The organism is Ruoffia tabacinasalis, assembly GCF_005864045.1.
GTDB classification, from domain to species: Bacteria; Bacillota; Bacilli; order Lactobacillales; family Aerococcaceae; genus Ruoffia; species Ruoffia tabacinasalis.
In genome coordinates this window covers 1-16,841 of record NZ_VBSP01000006.1, presented here as the reverse complement: position 1 = coordinate 16,841, position 16,841 = coordinate 1, and the positions used below count along the sequence as shown (strand labels likewise).

The window sequence follows — 16,841 nt, the reverse complement described above, 5'->3', positions numbered from 1 at the left end:
AATTGAAATGACAAAAGATTATTTATTAGAAGTTGGTATGGAAGAAATACCTGCTCGTTTTTTAACTGAATTAAGCGACCAATTAAAAGATAAAGTCGAGCAGTTTTTAGCTGATAACCGATTAACTTATGATGATGCAGTTGCTTATTCAACACCAAGACGCTTAGCTGTGATTGTTAAAGGAATTGCGGAACGTCAAGAAGACGTGTCTGAGAAAGTTAAAGGACCTGCATTACGCATTGCTCAAGACGACACAGGTGCATGGAGTAAGGCAGCACAAGGTTTTGTTCGCGGACAAAAATTAACTGTCGACGACATTTTTGTTGAACAAATTAAAGATGAAGACTATATCTTCGTTAATAAACATACAGAAGGCTTATCAGCTAAAGAGGTATTAGCGAATATGGCTGATGTATTAAACGCGATGACATTCCCAGTTAGTATGACTTGGAATTCATTCCATAAAAGCTTTATCCGTCCAATACACTGGATTGTGTCATTACTAGATGATGAAGTCGTACCATTTAGCTTTATTAATATCGAAGCAAGTAATACATCAATAGGTCACCGTTTCCTAGGTGGCAAGACAGAAATTACGTCTCCTGATACTTATGTAGAAAAACTAAGAGATGAATTTGTAATTGTTGATACAAATGAAAGAAAAGATATTATTATCAAACAAATTGAACAAATCGCTTCAGATAACAATTGGAATGTCCCAATGACAGAAGATTTATTAGATGAAGTAACGGCTTTAGTTGAGTGGCCAACAGCTTTCTTTGGACAATTTGAAGATGAATATTTAGAAATTCCACAAATTGTTTTAATCACTGCGATGAGAGACCATCAAAGATATTTCTACGCTTTAGATCAAGGAACTGATAAGCTGTTACCTTATTTCATCTCAGTTCGTAATGGTGACGCCAATCACATTGAAAATGTTATCAAAGGAAATAAAAAAGTGTTGAAAGCTCGTTTAGAAGATGCTTTATTCTTCTATCATGAAGATATGACACATGATTTAGCTTTCTTTACAGAGAAGTTAGAATCAGTTAAAGAACATTTCAAACTAGGTACATTAGCTGATAAACAAAAACGTGTGGAACTCATCATTCAAAAATTAGCTGAAACGATCAATGAACCTGAAGCGGGTGCCATTGCAAGTGAAGCAAGTAAAATTTACAAATTTGATTTAATGACCCAAGTAGTAAACGAATTTGATGAGTTACAAGGTCAGATGGGCGAAATTTACGCGAAGAAATTTGGTCTTTCAGATGAGATTGCTCATACAATTAGCCAACAATACATGCCAACAAGCAGTGGTGGAGAATTACCTGAAACTTTATCCGGAGCAATGCTTGCTTTTGCTGATAAATTTGATACACTATTAAACTACTTTAACATCGGATTAATCCCAACAGGATCAAACGATCCATATGCACTTCGCCGTCAAGCGATGGGAATGGTAGAAATTAGTGAGAAATATGATTGGAACTTTGACATGCATGAATTTGTTAAAGTTGTGATTAAAGATATGGATGTTACCGAGGAAGATTTAATTGACTCATTTATTGATTTTATTAAATTACGTATTCAACAATTTCTTGAGAAAGAAGCGATTGATTATGATATCATTCAAGCAGAGCTTAATGGACGTCATGCGAATGTGTATACAGGTGTTAATTTTGCTAGAGGCATTCAAAAACTTAAGAATGACTCTCCAGAAGAGTATCGTAATTTAGTTGAATCTTTAACACGTGTGGTGAATTTAGGCGTTAAAGAAAATTCAGATGGCTTATTCGAAGAAACGAAAGCTCAAACAGAATCAGAGCAAAAATTATTCGATATGTTAAAATCAGATTTCTCTACGAACCGAGAAAAAGAATTAGATATGTTCGTTAAATTGTCTGATCCAATTGCCGATTACTTCAACAACAATATGGTTAATGACGATAATGAAGCAATAAGAGAAAACAGACTGAAAACAATGAAATTTATTACGGATAAAGTATTGAAATTCATTGATCCAAGAGAGTTAAACAGTAAGTTTTAGAAAATTATACATAGAAAGAAAGGAGTGATGTCAAATGTCAACATTTTTAGATCATGCTAAAGTAGAAGTCAAAGCAGGCAAGGGTGGCGATGGAATGGTCGCTTTCCGTAGAGAGAAATACGTTCCAGATGGTGGACCAGCCGGCGGAGATGGAGGTCAAGGTGGAGATGTTATCTTCATCGTAGATGAAGGATTAAGAACCTTAATGGATTTCCGTTATAACCGTCATTTTAAAGCCAAAAATGGCGAAAATGGAATGAGTAAAAGTAAATACGGTGCCGGAGCAGAAGATTTAATTATTAAAGTTCCACCTGGAACGATTGTTCGTGAAGCTGCCACAGGTCAGTTCATGGCCGATTTAGTTGATAATGGTCAAAAATTCACTGTTGCTAAAGGAGGACGTGGGGGTCGTGGTAACATTCGTTTTGCAACGCATAAAAATCCAGCACCTTCGATTGCAGAAAATGGCGAACCCGGAGAAGAATTAGAATTAGAACTTGAACTAAAAGTTCTTGCAGATGTTGCCTTAATCGGGTACCCAAGTGTGGGTAAATCAACATTACTTTCGTTAATTAGTAATGCAAAACCAAAAATAGCTGACTATCAATTTACAACATTAGTTCCGAACTTAGGTGTTGTACAACTAGCAAACCAACAAGAGTTTGTTGTCGCAGATATGCCAGGTTTAATTGAAGGAGCTTCTGAAGGTGTTGGATTAGGAATTCAATTCTTACGCCACATTGAAAGAACAAAAATTATGTTACATGTCATCGATATGGGAGCAGTACATGGTCGCAATCCTTTTGTTGATTTCACTGACATTATGGATGAATTAGAAGCATACAACGAGAGATTATTACTGAGACCAATGTTGATTGTCGCTAACAAAATGGACGAAGCAATCTCTGAGGAAAATCTTGAAATTTTTGAAGAAAAATTAAATGCTTATTACGGCGAACGTGAATTAGAAGTTCCAGAAATTTTCCCGATTAGCTCATGGCAAAATAAAGGTGTAGATCAGCTAATCAAGAAAACAGCTTCACTTGTTCAAAACGAAGAATTTATTCCACTTGAAGAAGAAGTTGAAGTCGAAGAAGCTTATTATACTTTAGAGCAAGAAGAAGCGCCTTTCGAAGTCGAACAAGTCGAAGAAGGCTTCTACCGTATTACGGGTGCTCAAATCGAAAAATTATTTGCGATGACGAATATGGCACATGATGAAAGTATTGCTCGTTTCCAAAGACAAATGCGTGGTATGGGAATTGATCAAGCTCTTCGTGATATTGGAGCTCAAACAGGAGATATTGTTGAGTTATCAACATTCCAGTTTGAGTTTATGGATTAGGTGATAGCATGTCACAAGAAACTAAGTCCAAAAAAAGATTAGATATCTTTGATGGTCTTAAAGGGCTATCAATTATCACAATTATTGTGTATTATTTTTTCCAGCATATTTTACCCGGTGGATTTTTAGCGGTAAATATGTTCTTGTTAATCGCTGGTTTTTTTAACTTTAGACACTTTGTTAGTGCTAGTCAAAAAGGAATTAAAATAAATTACTTAACCTTTTATAAAAAAAGGTTAAGTCGATTGTTTTTCCCAATGTTAGCCATGATTATAACAGCAAGTTCTTTTATCTTGTTATTTTCAAGAGGGTCTTTATTTAACCTTAGAAATATGGCTTTATCAGGACTTGCTTTCTTTAACAACTATTATCAAATCTTGAATGAACAGTCTTATTTCGTTCAGGCTGCAAACCCAAGTGCCTTCACGCACTTATGGTATGTCGGAATTTTAGGGCAGTTAATATTGCTTACACCAGTACTAATATTGCTGTTTTATTCTTGGCATAAGAAACAAACAACAACAGTGAATATGTTACTCATCGTTACTGTTGTATCGGCATTTTTAATGGGGTATTTATATAAAGACGGTGAAGATCCTACACGTATTTATTATAGTGTGTTTACTCGTGCATTTTCATATACGGCGGGTGGGGTTATCGGTTTAATACTACCAATGAATCTTACTGCGAAGCCAATTAAGGGTAAAATTAATTGGATATTTAATGGTATCGGAACGTTAATTATGGTCTTGATGTTCTTTATGTGTAAATTTATGTACGGAACACAACCTTTTGCTTACCGCTTTGGGATGAGTTTATTCACACTTTTAAGTGCATTATTTATCCTAGTTTCAATTCACCCAAGCACGATTTGGAACAAGATTTTAAGTTTCCGCCTGTTTACCTTTATTGGTAAACGTAGTTATTCTTATTATTTATGGTTTTATCCTGTTTATTTAATTATACCTAATATGATGCAAAATTTAGGTTTACCATCGTGGGCAAACTATACGATTCAATTTTTAATTATCGCGCTACTTGCAGAAATTAGTTACAGATTATTTGAGCAAGTAAATATTAGTTTACCTCTAGGACAAGACTTTAATATTAAGAAAACACGTCACCAATTAAAATATTTAAGATCTCATAAAGGGACTCTTTTAAATGTTAAAGTGATTACAGGTACCTATATTGTGATTTTCGTTATTGGTACGATTGGAATTTTTGCTGCACCTGAGGAAAGAGCTCAAACGGCAGAAGAATTACAAACGATTATTGAAACGAACTCCCAAATAGCCGAAGATACCCAGACGGAAGATACTGAAAATGTGAAAGTAGTTAACAATATTGAAGGCTTAGGCCAACAAGAAATGCTTTATGCCAATGGCTTAGATATTACCTTTGTAGGGGACTCTACTTTATTAGCATCTACAAAACAAATTCAAAATGTCTTCCCGAAAGCGGTCATTAATGGTGAAGTCGGACGTCAACTGTATAATAGTGTGTCGGTAGTGAATAGTTTAGATCAAAGTGGACTATTGAAGCCAACCGTTGTTACAATGATGGGATCAAACGGAACCTTTACTGCAGGTCAAATTAATGACTATATTGAAGCGATTGGACCAGAACATGATGTTTTCTTTGTTACATCAGACACAAAACGTTCATGGGTAACTGACGCTAATCAACAGTTATTAGCAGCAGCTCAGCGATATGGTAATGTTCATATTATTGATTGGGCAAGTTATTCAAATGACCAAACTGGTTGGCAAAGAGAAGACGGTGCGCATCCAACTGAAGAAGGAGCACATGAATTATCAGTCTTTATTGCTAAAGAAATATATCGTCAAAGATAAATGTATTAGTTAATTGAGGAGTGTTGGTGGGGAGATTAACTCACTAACACTCTTTTTATGCTTAATAAGATAAATGTAAAGAAATTCTCAAAAAATTGTAGTAAAATATAATGTATTAATGAAAGGTAGTGACTATGGAAATATTATTTTTAGGAACTGGCGCTGGCGTTCCATCAAAAAGTCGTAACGTAAGTTCTTTAGTGTTAAAACTATTGAATGAATTGAATGAAACTTGGCTATTTGATTGTGGAGAAGGTACTCAACATCAAATATTAAAAACAACATTAAAACCAGGGAAGGTCAAAAATATATTTATTACTCATATGCATGGGGATCATATATTCGGCTTACCAGGATTTTTAAGTAGTCGTTCGTTTCAAGGTGGAGATAACCAACCTATTACTATCTACGGACCTCCTGGGATTGAACAATACATTAATGCTTCATTGAAGTATTCGAAATCAAATTTACTTTATAAAGTAAATATTGTTGAATTAGATCCAAAGGGTGGCGAGCTTCAATTAAATAAGGGCTGGAAAGTTAAATACTTACCACTACAACATAACGTTCTGTCGTTTGGTTATAGAATTGAAGAACCGAAATCCGATGGTGTGTTACTGGTTGAAAAACTTAAAGAATACAATATTCCGAACGGACCGATATTTGGAAAGTTAAAAAATGGAGAAACAGTTACTTTAGAAGATGGTACTGAACTTGATGGGAAAGATTTTGTCGGGGAAGCCCAACCAGGTAAAGTCATTGCAATTATAGGAGATACGAGACCCAATGCAAACATCGGGAAATTAGCCGAAGAAGCTGATGTCCTTGTTCATGAAGGGACACATGCAAAAGGTGAGAACAAGATGGCGAATCGTTATTTCCATTCTACAGTTGAACAAGCAGCACAAGTTGCTAAACAATCAAAGGTTAAGCAATTATATTTAAATCACATTAGCTCAAGATATTTAGGGGCAGATGTGAAACAATTAGAAAAAGATGCGCGCTCAATATTCAAACAAACGAAAGTTGCTTATGATTTAAATGAATTTGAAATATAATTGAAAGGATGAGATTATGTTTCTGAAAAACAAAGTCGTATTACTTACGGGCGCTTCAAGTGGTATCGGTAAAGCGATTGCCATTGAAGTAGCCAAAAAAGGCGGTAATCTTGTATTAGTATCTCGAAGAGAAGAAGTACTCAATGAATTGGCAGACAAACTGAAGCAAGAATACGAAATAGACACACTTGTGTTAGCGAAAGATTTATCTGAGGCTAAAGAAATTGAAGAAACCGTTGAAGAAACAATCAATGCCTTTGGTCATATAGATTATTTAATCAATTCAAGTGGTATGGGTATATTTAAAAAAGCAGTGGATTTCACTTCTAAAGAAATTGATCAGCTCTTTAAAATCAATACTTATGCGATGATTTATCTATCACAATTGGTCGCAAGGGAAATGATTATTAAAAATACAGCTGGACATATTTTATTCATCTCTTCCATAGCTGGTAAAATAGCCACACCAAGTTCAAGTGTTTATTCGGCATCGAAGTTTGCAGTGATAGGCTATGCGAATAGTTTAAGATTGGAATTAAAGCGGTTTGGTATTGATGTGACAACAATTAATCCTGGACCTGTCAAAACGGACTTTTTCAATCATGATTCAAATTCTAAAGAATATTATGACCGTATTAAAGCATTTGCATTAAATCCACAAAAGTTAGCTAAAGATGTGACTAAACATTTAAAACCATCACGTCGCAAAAGAGAGTTAAATCGTCCCCGTTATTATCATTTTATTGATATACTATATAAAGTGTTTCCAAGTATTGGAGATAAATTAGCAGGAGAAATGTTAAATTTCAAGGAGGATAATTAGATGAAAGAACAATGGAAAGTTATTGCGATTATTATGTTACTAATCTTAGTAGTCGTTTTTGCATTACAAAATACAAATGTTGTTGGAATTGATTTCTTTTTCACTCAATTTGAAGTATCACTTGTCTTAGTTGTATTATTCAGTATTTTGGTTGGAGTTATCATTGGAATGATTGCATCAATGTCTGCGATTCAATCAAACAGAAAGAAAAATAAAGAATTAGAAAAACAATTATCAAAAGAGAAACATAATCACTCAAATACTGCGATTGAAAAAGATGCAACAATTGCTGAATTACGCAGTAAGGTCGAAGAACAAGAGCGTGTTTCACGTAATACAATTTCTATAGAAACAGAAGAAAAACCAGAATTAAATGAAGATGTAGCAACTGATACAACAGAGGAAGTGTAATATTCGTGAAGTTCAATATGGCACAGTTTGATTGGCAAATCAGACCAGAGTTTAATAGAGACGCTTCTAAAAGTATTTTAGACAATAATGAATCTACATTTAGTTCAACTTTTTTACGCCTATGTTCAATTAGAGGCATCACAAGTTCTGAAGAGTTAATTGAGAAAACAAATCAAAAACCTCAACTTTATCATGATCCTTTTCTACTATTTGAGATGGACAAAACAATCGAACGCATTCAAAAAGCGATTGAAGAATTTGAACCAATCTTAATCTATGGAGATTATGATGCAGACGGTATTACTAGCACATTGGTAATGTATGAGACTTTAGAGACTATTGGAGCCAACGTCCATTACTATTTACCAAACCGCTTAACAGACGGTTATGGGCCAAATAAAGCATGTTGGAGTGAGTTGGTTAACGAATTAGATATCCGATTAATCATAACCGTCGATAACGGTGTTGCTGGCTTTGAAGCTGTGGATGCAATGAATGATATAGGTGTGGATTGTATTATTACCGATCACCATGAATTGCAAAGTGAATTACCGAATGCATTCTCAATTATTCATCCAAAACATCCTTCAGGTCAATATCCTTTCCCAGAATTAAGTGGGGCGGGAGTCGCTTTGAAAGTAGTTAGTGCATTATTAGGTGAAGTTCCGACAGAAGCTGTTGAATTGGCAGCAATCGGTACGGTTGCAGATATGGTGTCTTTAACGGATGAAAATCGAACGATTGTATTAAGTGGATTGACTCTAATTAAAGACTCGATGCGCGTTGGTTTACAATTATTATTACAAAATGAAAAAGTTAATTTAGATAACTTAACGAGTGAGACGATTGGCTTTATTATTGGTCCACGTTTAAATGCAGTTGGTCGATTAGGAGATCCGACGCCTGGCTTAGAGTTAATGAAAACATTAGATATTTCTGAAGCAGAAACTTTATTAGAAATAGTGAATGAAAAGAATCGTGAAAGAAAATCTATCACCGAAAACATTACTAGAGAAATTGAAAATCGAATGGGTCAATATGACTCGATTCCAAATATTATTATTGAAGCAGATAAAGATTGGCCTGCCGGAGTCTTGGGGATTGCTGCAAGTCGTTTGGTTAAAAAATACCAAAGACCAGCGATTGTCTTCCAATACATAGAAGAGAAAAAGCAATATAAAGGAAGTTCAAGAAGTGTCTCTAAGATAAATATCTTCGAAGAACTCGTTAAACAAAATGAGTACCTGACTCACTTCGGTGGACATAGTCAAGCAGCAGGGTTAACGATTGATGAAGAGAATTGGGAAGACTTTAAACAAAGCATTCACAAAAGTTTTGAACACTACACTGAATTACTAAACGAACCTGAGCCAATTGTCATTGATATGCCGTTAAGTGTGAATGAAATGACGATTGATTTTATTAATGAAGTGAACTTATTAGGGCCTTTCGGTACGGATAATCCAAAACCGCAGTTTATGGTTAAAGATGCTCATATTAACACAATTAGATTTATTGGAGCAGATAAAAACCATGTTAAACTTGCCCTAAGCCAAACGGATACCAAAGTCGAATTACAAGCCATTGGCTTTGGCAAAGCAGAGCAAGCTGAAAGCTTAGAGAACGGCAGTGTGGTATCTGTTGTTGGTGAGTTAGATATTAATGAATGGAACGGGAACCGTCTTCCACAGTTAATGGTGAAAGATATGGGAGTTAATGGCTCTCAGTGGTTAGATTACCGCTCAAGCAAGATTCACAAAGATTTGTTAAGTATAGATAAAGCTTTATATTTATTCGCCCATCAGCCGATTGCAGATTATATGTCCAAGCAATTGAACGGTGCAGCTGTTGTATTATATGAGAATGCATCAAAAGTTAATTTAGCCCAATATAATAACCTCATTGTAATGGAGCCGCCGATTCAATTACAACAATTGAATGAGATAGTGAATACACAAGCTTGGTCGAAAGTCTATCTAGGATCATTTGTTCAGGAATCGAAATATATGGCAGGTATCCCATCTCGAGAAGAGTTCGTTAATTTGTATAAATATATCTTTGTCAAGCAAGAATTTATGTACAAAACAGAAGTTGAAAACATAACAAAAGCATTAAATATACACCCAGTTAAATTAAAAGGAATGTTTTTGATGTTTTTAGAAGCAGAATTTGTTACAATTAAGAATGGTCGGTTAGAGTTTAATAAAGAAGCAACAAAAAATAAAATTGATTTACCTCATTTAAAGACATTTATTCAATATGAAAGTGAATATAAGTCAGAGGCTTTATTAAATTATCAGCCGTTAGACGCTATTAAAGATTATTTTGAAGGGAATTAAATAACTAAATGAACTTAAACGATTATATTGCTTCAATCGAAGATTATCCAAAGGAAGGTGTAACGTTTCGCGATATTACACCATTAATGGCAAATGGACCTGCTTTTGCGCAAGCAACACAAGAAATTGTGGACTATGCAAGAGAAGTAGGGGCTGAAGTTGCTGTTGGACCTGAAGCGCGTGGGTTTATCGTGGGATGTCCTGTTGCTTACGCAATGGAAATTGGCTTTGCGCCAGTTCGTAAAAAAGGGAAATTACCTCGTGAAATCATTGAAGTAGAATACGAACTTGAATATGGTACTGACGTATTAACGATGCATAAAGATGCAATTACACCTGGTCAAAAAGTTGTCATTATCGATGATTTATTAGCAACAGGTGGTACGGTTAAAGCTACAATCGACTTAGTTGAAAAACTAGGTGGAGAAGTTGTAGGAATTGCATTCTTAATTGAATTGAAAGAATTAAACGGTAGAGAAAAAATTGAAGGTTATAACTATAAAGCTTTAATGCAATACTAATATCTACTCTTTATTTTAAAATTCAAAAAAATCCGAACTCTACTATAGTGTTCGGATTTCGTTTTAATTAATATATTTTAAATCTAAAATTCACGGTATAAGCTAATAACTTTACCTAATATTTGGACTGAGTTTAAAATAATGTCATCCATAGCGTCATTTTCGGGACGTAAAATATAGTGATCAGACTGTTTGTAAAAAGTCTTACAAGTTGCTTCGTCATCATCAGTCAAAGCGACAACGATATCACCATTATTAGCAGAAGGTTGGCGACGAACTGTAATTAAATCACCATTGAAGATACCGGCATTGATCATACTTTCACCGTCAATTTGGAGCATGAATAAATCATTGCTATCAAAATGTTCTAAATTAGGTGGAATTGGATAGTAATCAACAGCCTCTTCAATCGCTAAGATAGGCGCACCGGCAGCAACGCGACCAAGCAAGGGAATATCCTTTCTTGAAACACCCAATGCTTCGAGCGCAATTGGTGTAAGCTCTAACGCACGTGTTTTACTTGCGTCACGGACTAAGTAACCTTTGCCTTCTAATCGAGAAAGATGACCATGAACAGTGGATGTCGAAGCTAAACCAACTTCTGCTCCAATTTCTCTGACAGTCGGAGGGTATCCATTAGAGTCAATTGCTTTATGTATACAATCAAGTATATTTAATTGTTTTACTGATATTGATTTCATAATTTCAACTCTTTCGTTTTTATTGTTTTTAGTATAGCATTTATAATACCGCTTAGCAAACAAATGTTCGTAGTAAAGGAGTGATTACATGTTAAGTAAAGATAAGATCAAACGCATCAACGAACTGTCTAAAAAGAACAAAGCAGGGACAATCACTGAAGAAGAAGCGATTGAAAGAAAAAAACTGCACAAAGAATATATTCAAAGTATGAGAGATAGCATTGGTGCTCAAATTGAGGGAATTAAAGTCGTTGATCCTGAAGGGGAGGACTTAACTCCAAATAAAGTTAAAGAGATACAAAAAGAACGCGGCTTACATAATAGAAACAACAAATAATTTTCTCTAGTCAACACTATGATTATTTAGTATTATTGTATTACATGATGTTTAGAAGAGAGGTGTAGTTAAATGGCAACTTGGATATGGTTAGTTATCGTATTTATTGCATTAATTATTGGTTTTGTCGCTGGTTTCTTCCTATCAAGAAAGTATATGATGGATTACTTTAAGGAAAATCCACCGATTGACGAGAGAATGATTTCTCAAATGATGGCTCAAATGGGTCAAAAACCATCTAAAAAGAAAGTTCAACAAATTATGAACTCAATGAAACAGCGTTAATATAGCGTTTGTAAAAAAGTATAAAAAGGGTTGATGGCATTTATATGTCATCAACCCTTTTATTTAAGGAAAAAATTATAAATTCAGAATACTAAAGAGTATTAATGGATAAATTTTTTGTTGTTTTCATGCCAATTCTCTGGAAATCCCATCTTATTAGAATGACATTAATAGAAATAGAATTTAGTTTTTATCCAAAGACTTAATTTGTTTTAGAAAAGAATTGTGTAAAAAAGCATATTCATTTCGACTAACAAAACATTGCAATATGCTAAAAACGTTATATACATCATTTCTGCAGTGAAGATAACATTTATTGAATTCGATTTTCATGAACAAATGATAGGCAATTCTTTGCTATTTGATTTAACAAGGATATAGGCAAGCAATAAAATAATGTGTTAATTTGTCCGAAATCAATAAAGTTTAAGATAATCCATATTGGGACTTCATTATAATTTTTTACATAATGTTTTATAGCATTATCTTTTTTATATCTGGTTTTCGTTTTTATTAAATTACAAAGATTTGAAATTAACCAATCTAGTTTTGAATATCTATTTTTTTATAACTACTTATTTTTACATAGGCGTATTTTTATATTAGGATAATTACCTGCAAAACGATGCTCAGTTATATATTTAATATGATCTTCTGCATGATCTAATGATTTCATCAGAGCATGCTTTATTACTGTATCAGATCTGTGAAGATGTGTTATTTCATCGCAAGTAGCCTTGTTTTTATAAATATGAGTCTCATTGTCCATAAATAATTTACTTTAACCATTAATTATATTTAAATAGTTGGTAGTCAGTAAGAATTGTTTTGCTCTTTTATAATCAGTAATTCTTCAATTCCTATTATGGACAATTATGATTTGTTCATCCAATATTTTAAATTGGTTAATAAAAAACCTCCATTCCTAAGAATGAAGGTTTCCACATTGGACCCCGTAGAGTTATCAACACTATCTCTTTCTCCATTCTATTTTTTTGAATTTTGTCAATTTCCTATGAAATAAATATGTAACATCTGATATCAATTAATTACTTTTTATAACCAATTCTAATTAAATATGCATGACAATTTTAAAAGTGTTATAATACTAGGGCTGTTCTCAATAGATAAGAAGCAAAAGATTTGCTTCAGTAAATAGGCTATGGTATGTTTTATCCTACTAATAGCGGTTGTATCAAGGTTTTTTATTTAAAAGTTAAGTTTTTGAGATGAAATTGATAGCTTTATTTTGAGAGGCAAAGGGTATGACATGTCTCTCTTTTTTAAATTTTAGGATGGGGTGAATTGTATGGATATGTTTGGAAAACTGGGTTGGTTTTTTAAACAAGAAAGAAAAGCGTATATTTTTGGAATATCAATGTTAATTCTATTGAGTGTGATGACTGCGCTTGTGCCAATGATTATTGGTATCATCATAGATAATATGACTGCAGGTACAATTACAGGAAGTCAATTGGTTATGTGGAGTGTCATTCTGGTTGTTATTGCTATAGTTCAATATGCGATGCGTTACGTATGGCGTACGAAGATTTTTGGAACATCAGCAAAACTGGAAAAGATACTTAGAGCAAGATTGTTCACTCATTTTACCCAAATGGATTCGATATTCTTTCAAAAATATCGTACTGGAGATTTGATGGCGAGAACGACAAATGACTTGAACTCGATACGTATGGTTGCTGGGGGAGGAATTTTAACCTTAGTTGACTCTTTATCTCAAGGATTATTGACATTATTCATGATGTTTTTCTTTGTAGACTGGCGATTAACACTAGTGTCGATTATCCCTATACCTTTGTTAACGATTTTAATTCGTTTTGTCGGTCGTAAGCTTCACTATCACTCACGAAAATCTCAAGCAGCTTTTTCTTCGATGAACGATAAAGTTCAAGAGAGTGTTACTGGTATGAAAGTAATTAAAACGTTTGGTGAAGAAGAGTTAGATATTGAAGACTTTAAGAAAATGACGACAAACGTAGTTGATCGGAATCAAAAAGTTTATTTATTTGATGCTGCGTTTAGACCTGCAAGTCAACTAATTATGGGTGCAGCTACGATTTTAGGTGTATTCTTTGGTGGTTTTCTAGTTTCACAAGGAGAAATTACTATTGGTTTATTAGTTGCTTTCATCAGTTATGTGACTCGTTTACAGTGGCCGATGATTGCGATCGGACGTTTGTTTAATATTTTAGAACGTGGTTCAGCAAGTTATGACCGTATTTTAGAAATTTTAAATGAAAAAAGTACGATTATTGAAGAACCGGATGCATTGAGTCAATCTATCTCAGGTGATATTCATATTGAAATAGATGAATTTGCTTATCCAGATGATGATGACGAGGCTTCCTTACGTGATATTGATATTCATATTAAACAAGGGAATACACTTGGAATCGTTGGTCGTACTGGATCTGGTAAGACGTCATTATTTAAGTTATTGTTACGTGATTATGACCAATTTAAAGGAGATATTACCTTCAATGGAATTTCGATTAAAGATTATCAATTAGATAGTTTATTAGCGAATATCGGTTACGTTCCTCAAGATAATTTCTTATTCTCAACGACTGTTCGTGATAATATCCGTTTTGCGAATATGGATACTACTAATGAAGAAGTTGAAGAAATTGCTAAAGTGACAAGTGTTCATGAGGACATATTAGGCTTTAGTGAAGGCTATGATACATTAGTAGGTGAACGTGGAGTGGCTTTATCTGGAGGACAAAAACAACGTATTTCTATGGCGAGAGCGATGTTAATTAATCCAGAGTTATTGATATTGGATGATTCACTTTCTGCCGTAGACGCTAAAACTGAAGAAGCCATTCTAAATTCAATTAAAGAAACACGTGAAGACAAATCAACAATAATTTCTGCCCATCGTCTAAGTAGTGTGATGCATGCGGATGAGATTGTTGTGCTGGATGAAGGTCAAATTGTTGAGCGTGGAACACACGAGGAATTAATTAACAATAATGGTTGGTACCAAGAAATGTATGAACACCAACAATTAGAATTAAGTTCTGAAATGGAAGAGGTGTAATAATGGCAAGTAAAGTTCAACATGAATCAGCTTGGGCAAGAAAAATGTCCATGAGAGAGCAATTTACCGTAACGAAACGAATTTTTGCTTTCGCAAAACCATATTGGAAGACGTTCTTAGTTGCTATCTTATTTACATCAGTCACAGTAGCTGTTTCTGTTATTATGCCAAGAGTAATTCAAACATTTATTGATGATCATTTGACACATCTAGACGTTACTGTACAAATAGCGACCACTTTTGCTTTAACTTATGGTTTCTTACTTCTATTACAAGGTGTATCGAATTATTTATCGACGTATTTATTCAATATGGCTGCTGAAAAGACAGTTGAAAACGTCCGAGATACAATATTTACTAAAATTAATACGTTAGGAATGCGATACTTTGACCAAACTCCCGGTGGATCGATAGTTTCTCGCGTAACAAATGATACTGAAACATTGAAAAACTTTTGGAATACATTTTATGCTTTGTTTGAAGGGATTGTAACAGTTATCTCAGTCTTCATCGGGATGTATTTAATGAATCCAAGTATGGCAATGTTATTCTTAATCTTTGTCCCAATTATGATTGGAATTATTTGGTATTATCAAAGTTACAGTTCACAAGTATATCGCTCAATGCGTGAGAATTTAAGTCGATTAAATACTAAAATTAACGAGTCTATTCTTGGAATGAATGTTATTCAACATTTCCGTCAAGAGAAACGAATTATTAATGAATTTGATGACCAAAATGAAAAACATTTTGGTGCGCGCTATGAAATGGTAAAAATGAATGCACTCCTATTAATGAGTGTTATTAGTTTACTAGAAGGATTATCCTTAGCTTTAGTAATCTACTTCTTAGGTAGACAATACTTAAATGGTATATTAGAAGTAGGTGTGATTTATGCATTTGTTCAATATAGTTCACAATTCTTTAGACCAATGGGAATGATGATGGATAGTTTAAGTTTACTTCAAGATGGGGTAGTATCAAGTTCACGTATTTTACGAGTACTGGATCATGAGGAATATGTGCCTGAGCAAATTGTTCACGAGGACGCTGAAATCAAAGATGCAAAAATCGAATTTAAAAATTTAACATTCTCTTATGATGGAAATCAAAATGTATTAAACAACATTAGTTTCACTGTTAATCCAGGAGAAACGGTTGCGATTGTTGGGCATACCGGAAGTGGTAAGAGTTCGATTATTAATGTCTTAATGCGATTTTATGAGTTTCAATCAGGAGATGTTTTAATAGACGGACATAGTATTCGTGAGTTTTCTTATGAAGAATTAAGAAAAGATATCGGGCTAGTTCTTCAAGATTCTTTCTTATTCTATGGGGATGTGAATCGAAATATCCGTTTGTTAGACCATTCAATATCAGATCGAACGATTCGTGAAGCGGCACACTTTGTAAATGCTGATTTATTTATTGAAAAACATTCAGATGGCTATGAGCACCGAGTTATTGAACGAGGAGCTAGTTATTCAAGTGGTGAAAAACAATTAATCTCATTCGCCAGAACAATGGCGCGTGATCCGAAGATTTTAATTCTTGATGAAGCTACGGCTAATATTGATACGGAAACAGAAGAGTATATTCAAGCAAGTTTGGCTAAGATGCGTCAGAACCGAACAACCATTGCGATTGCTCACCGTTTAAGTACGATTAGAGATGCCAATCAGATTATCGTTCTTGATAAAGGAAACATTATCGAACAAGGAAATCACGATGAATTGATTGAGAAAAAAGGGACATACTATCAAATGTATCGTCTGCAAACTAAAAACTAAAAAAATAAGACATCTAGCTGCCTTCAAATTGGGGTTCTTGAATTTTTGGTGTTGGTGAGAGAAATCTCACTGACACCTTTTTTTGTATGTACACAAAAAGCCAGTGAATTCCTATATAATAAAGTTACCATACATTACTAAAAGGAGAATTCACTTGGCTCATATGAATTATATCGCAGACTTACTAAATATTAAAGATAAACATGTTCAACTTCAAGATGACATCATGGAGGAAATGCACAAGGGGGTGCGGTGTAA

General features: G+C 34.0%; 14 protein-coding genes. 12 read left to right on the top strand and 2 right to left on the bottom strand.

The genetic code is table 11. The annotated features are described in order from the left end of the window. Nucleotides 1-7 precede the first annotated feature (7 nt). The 8 genes from glyS to FEZ33_RS03015 all read left to right on the top strand — a co-directional run bounded on the left by glyS (nucleotide 8) and on the right by FEZ33_RS03015 (nucleotide 10,406). The gene (gene glyS / locus FEZ33_RS03050; RefSeq protein WP_138403927.1) at nucleotides 8-2,053 is read left to right on the top strand and encodes a glycine--tRNA ligase subunit beta; all 2,046 of its coding nucleotides are present in this window, start codon (nucleotides 8-10) and stop codon (nucleotides 2,051-2,053) included. A gap of 34 nt (nucleotides 2,054-2,087) precedes the next feature. Beyond that, the gene (gene obgE, locus FEZ33_RS03045; protein WP_138403926.1) at nucleotides 2,088-3,398 is read left to right on the top strand and encodes a GTPase ObgE; all 1,311 of its coding nucleotides are present in this window, start codon (nucleotides 2,088-2,090) and stop codon (nucleotides 3,396-3,398) included. Nucleotides 3,399-3,406: 8 nt separating this feature from the next. Further along, a complete protein-coding gene (locus tag FEZ33_RS03040) occupies nucleotides 3,407-5,254 on the top strand; it encodes an acyltransferase family protein (protein WP_138403925.1) in 1,848 nt (615 codons plus the stop codon). 134 nt (nucleotides 5,255-5,388) lie between these two features. Then, on the top strand, nucleotides 5,389-6,312 hold the full coding sequence (rnz, locus tag FEZ33_RS03035) for a ribonuclease Z (protein ID WP_138403924.1): 924 nt from the start codon (nucleotides 5,389-5,391) through the stop codon (nucleotides 6,310-6,312). A 16-nt stretch (nucleotides 6,313-6,328) separates the two neighbouring features. Next, nucleotides 6,329-7,135: an SDR family NAD(P)-dependent oxidoreductase gene (locus FEZ33_RS03030; protein ID WP_138403923.1), complete on the top strand. Its 807-nt coding sequence runs from the start codon at nucleotides 6,329-6,331 to the stop codon at nucleotides 7,133-7,135. Beyond that, entirely contained in the window at nucleotides 7,136-7,546 is a 411-nt protein-coding gene (locus FEZ33_RS03025) for a LapA family protein (RefSeq protein WP_138403922.1), read from the top strand. Nucleotides 7,547-7,551: 5 nt separating this feature from the next. Continuing rightward, nucleotides 7,552-9,885 (top strand): single-stranded-DNA-specific exonuclease RecJ, encoded by a 2,334-nt coding sequence (gene recJ, locus FEZ33_RS03020; protein WP_138403921.1) that lies wholly within the window; start codon nucleotides 7,552-7,554, stop codon nucleotides 9,883-9,885. An 8-nt stretch (nucleotides 9,886-9,893) separates the two neighbouring features. Beyond that, nucleotides 9,894-10,406: an adenine phosphoribosyltransferase gene (locus FEZ33_RS03015; protein ID WP_138403920.1), complete on the top strand. Its 513-nt coding sequence runs from the start codon at nucleotides 9,894-9,896 to the stop codon at nucleotides 10,404-10,406. An 83-nt stretch (nucleotides 10,407-10,489) separates the two neighbouring features. Here FEZ33_RS03015 and lexA read toward each other — a convergent pair whose 3' ends face one another. Continuing rightward, the gene (lexA, locus tag FEZ33_RS03010) at nucleotides 10,490-11,107 is read right to left on the bottom strand and encodes a transcriptional repressor LexA (protein ID WP_138403919.1); all 618 of its coding nucleotides are present in this window, start codon (nucleotides 11,105-11,107) and stop codon (nucleotides 10,490-10,492) included. An 88-nt stretch (nucleotides 11,108-11,195) separates the two neighbouring features. Here lexA and FEZ33_RS03005 point away from each other — a divergent pair, with 88 nt between their 5' ends. Then, the gene (locus FEZ33_RS03005; protein WP_138403918.1) at nucleotides 11,196-11,444 is read left to right on the top strand and encodes a DUF896 domain-containing protein; all 249 of its coding nucleotides are present in this window, start codon (nucleotides 11,196-11,198) and stop codon (nucleotides 11,442-11,444) included. 72 nt (nucleotides 11,445-11,516) lie between these two features. Continuing rightward, the gene (locus tag FEZ33_RS03000; protein WP_138403917.1) at nucleotides 11,517-11,729 is read left to right on the top strand and encodes a YneF family protein; all 213 of its coding nucleotides are present in this window, start codon (nucleotides 11,517-11,519) and stop codon (nucleotides 11,727-11,729) included. 313 nt (nucleotides 11,730-12,042) lie between these two features. Here the strand turns inward: FEZ33_RS03000 and FEZ33_RS12970 are convergent, their stop codons facing one another. Beyond that, on the bottom strand, nucleotides 12,043-12,243 hold the full coding sequence (locus tag FEZ33_RS12970; RefSeq protein WP_438943001.1) for an Abi family protein: 201 nt from the start codon (nucleotides 12,241-12,243) through the stop codon (nucleotides 12,043-12,045). A gap of 795 nt (nucleotides 12,244-13,038) precedes the next feature. On the opposite strand from FEZ33_RS12970, the gene FEZ33_RS02990 reads away from it, so the two are divergent. Both FEZ33_RS02990 and FEZ33_RS02985 read left to right on the top strand, forming a co-directional pair. Further along, nucleotides 13,039-14,793, top strand: a complete 1,755-nt coding sequence (locus FEZ33_RS02990; protein ID WP_138403916.1) for an ABC transporter ATP-binding protein — start codon at nucleotides 13,039-13,041, stop codon at nucleotides 14,791-14,793. Nucleotides 14,794-14,795: 2 nt separating this feature from the next. Further along, nucleotides 14,796-16,583, top strand: coding sequence for an ABC transporter ATP-binding protein (locus FEZ33_RS02985; protein ID WP_138403915.1), 1,788 nt, complete (start codon nucleotides 14,796-14,798; stop codon nucleotides 16,581-16,583). Nucleotides 16,584-16,841 lie beyond the last annotated feature (258 nt).

What these genes read in the sequence shown, in the direction of transcription:
- glyS (WP_138403927.1), top strand. Translation starts at nt 8, where the DNA reads ATGACAAAAGATTATTTATTAGAAGTTGGTATGGAAGAAATACCTGCT.
- obgE (WP_138403926.1), top strand. Translation starts at nt 2,088, where the DNA reads ATGTCAACATTTTTAGATCATGCTAAAGTAGAAGTCAAAGCAGGCAAG.
- FEZ33_RS03040 (WP_138403925.1), top strand. Translation starts at nt 3,407, where the DNA reads ATGTCACAAGAAACTAAGTCCAAAAAAAGATTAGATATCTTTGATGGT.
- rnz (WP_138403924.1), top strand. Translation starts at nt 5,389, where the DNA reads ATGGAAATATTATTTTTAGGAACTGGCGCTGGCGTTCCATCAAAAAGT.
- FEZ33_RS03030 (WP_138403923.1), top strand. Translation starts at nt 6,329, where the DNA reads ATGTTTCTGAAAAACAAAGTCGTATTACTTACGGGCGCTTCAAGTGGT.
- FEZ33_RS03025 (WP_138403922.1), top strand. Translation starts at nt 7,136, where the DNA reads ATGAAAGAACAATGGAAAGTTATTGCGATTATTATGTTACTAATCTTA.
- FEZ33_RS03015 (WP_138403920.1), top strand. Translation starts at nt 9,894, where the DNA reads ATGAACTTAAACGATTATATTGCTTCAATCGAAGATTATCCAAAGGAA.
- lexA (WP_138403919.1), bottom strand. Translation starts at nt 11,107, where the DNA reads ATGAAATCAATATCAGTAAAACAATTAAATATACTTGATTGTATACAT.
- FEZ33_RS03005 (WP_138403918.1), top strand. Translation starts at nt 11,196, where the DNA reads ATGTTAAGTAAAGATAAGATCAAACGCATCAACGAACTGTCTAAAAAG.
- FEZ33_RS03000 (WP_138403917.1), top strand. Translation starts at nt 11,517, where the DNA reads ATGGCAACTTGGATATGGTTAGTTATCGTATTTATTGCATTAATTATT.
- FEZ33_RS02990 (WP_138403916.1), top strand. Translation starts at nt 13,039, where the DNA reads ATGGATATGTTTGGAAAACTGGGTTGGTTTTTTAAACAAGAAAGAAAA.
- FEZ33_RS02985 (WP_138403915.1), top strand. Translation starts at nt 14,796, where the DNA reads ATGGCAAGTAAAGTTCAACATGAATCAGCTTGGGCAAGAAAAATGTCC.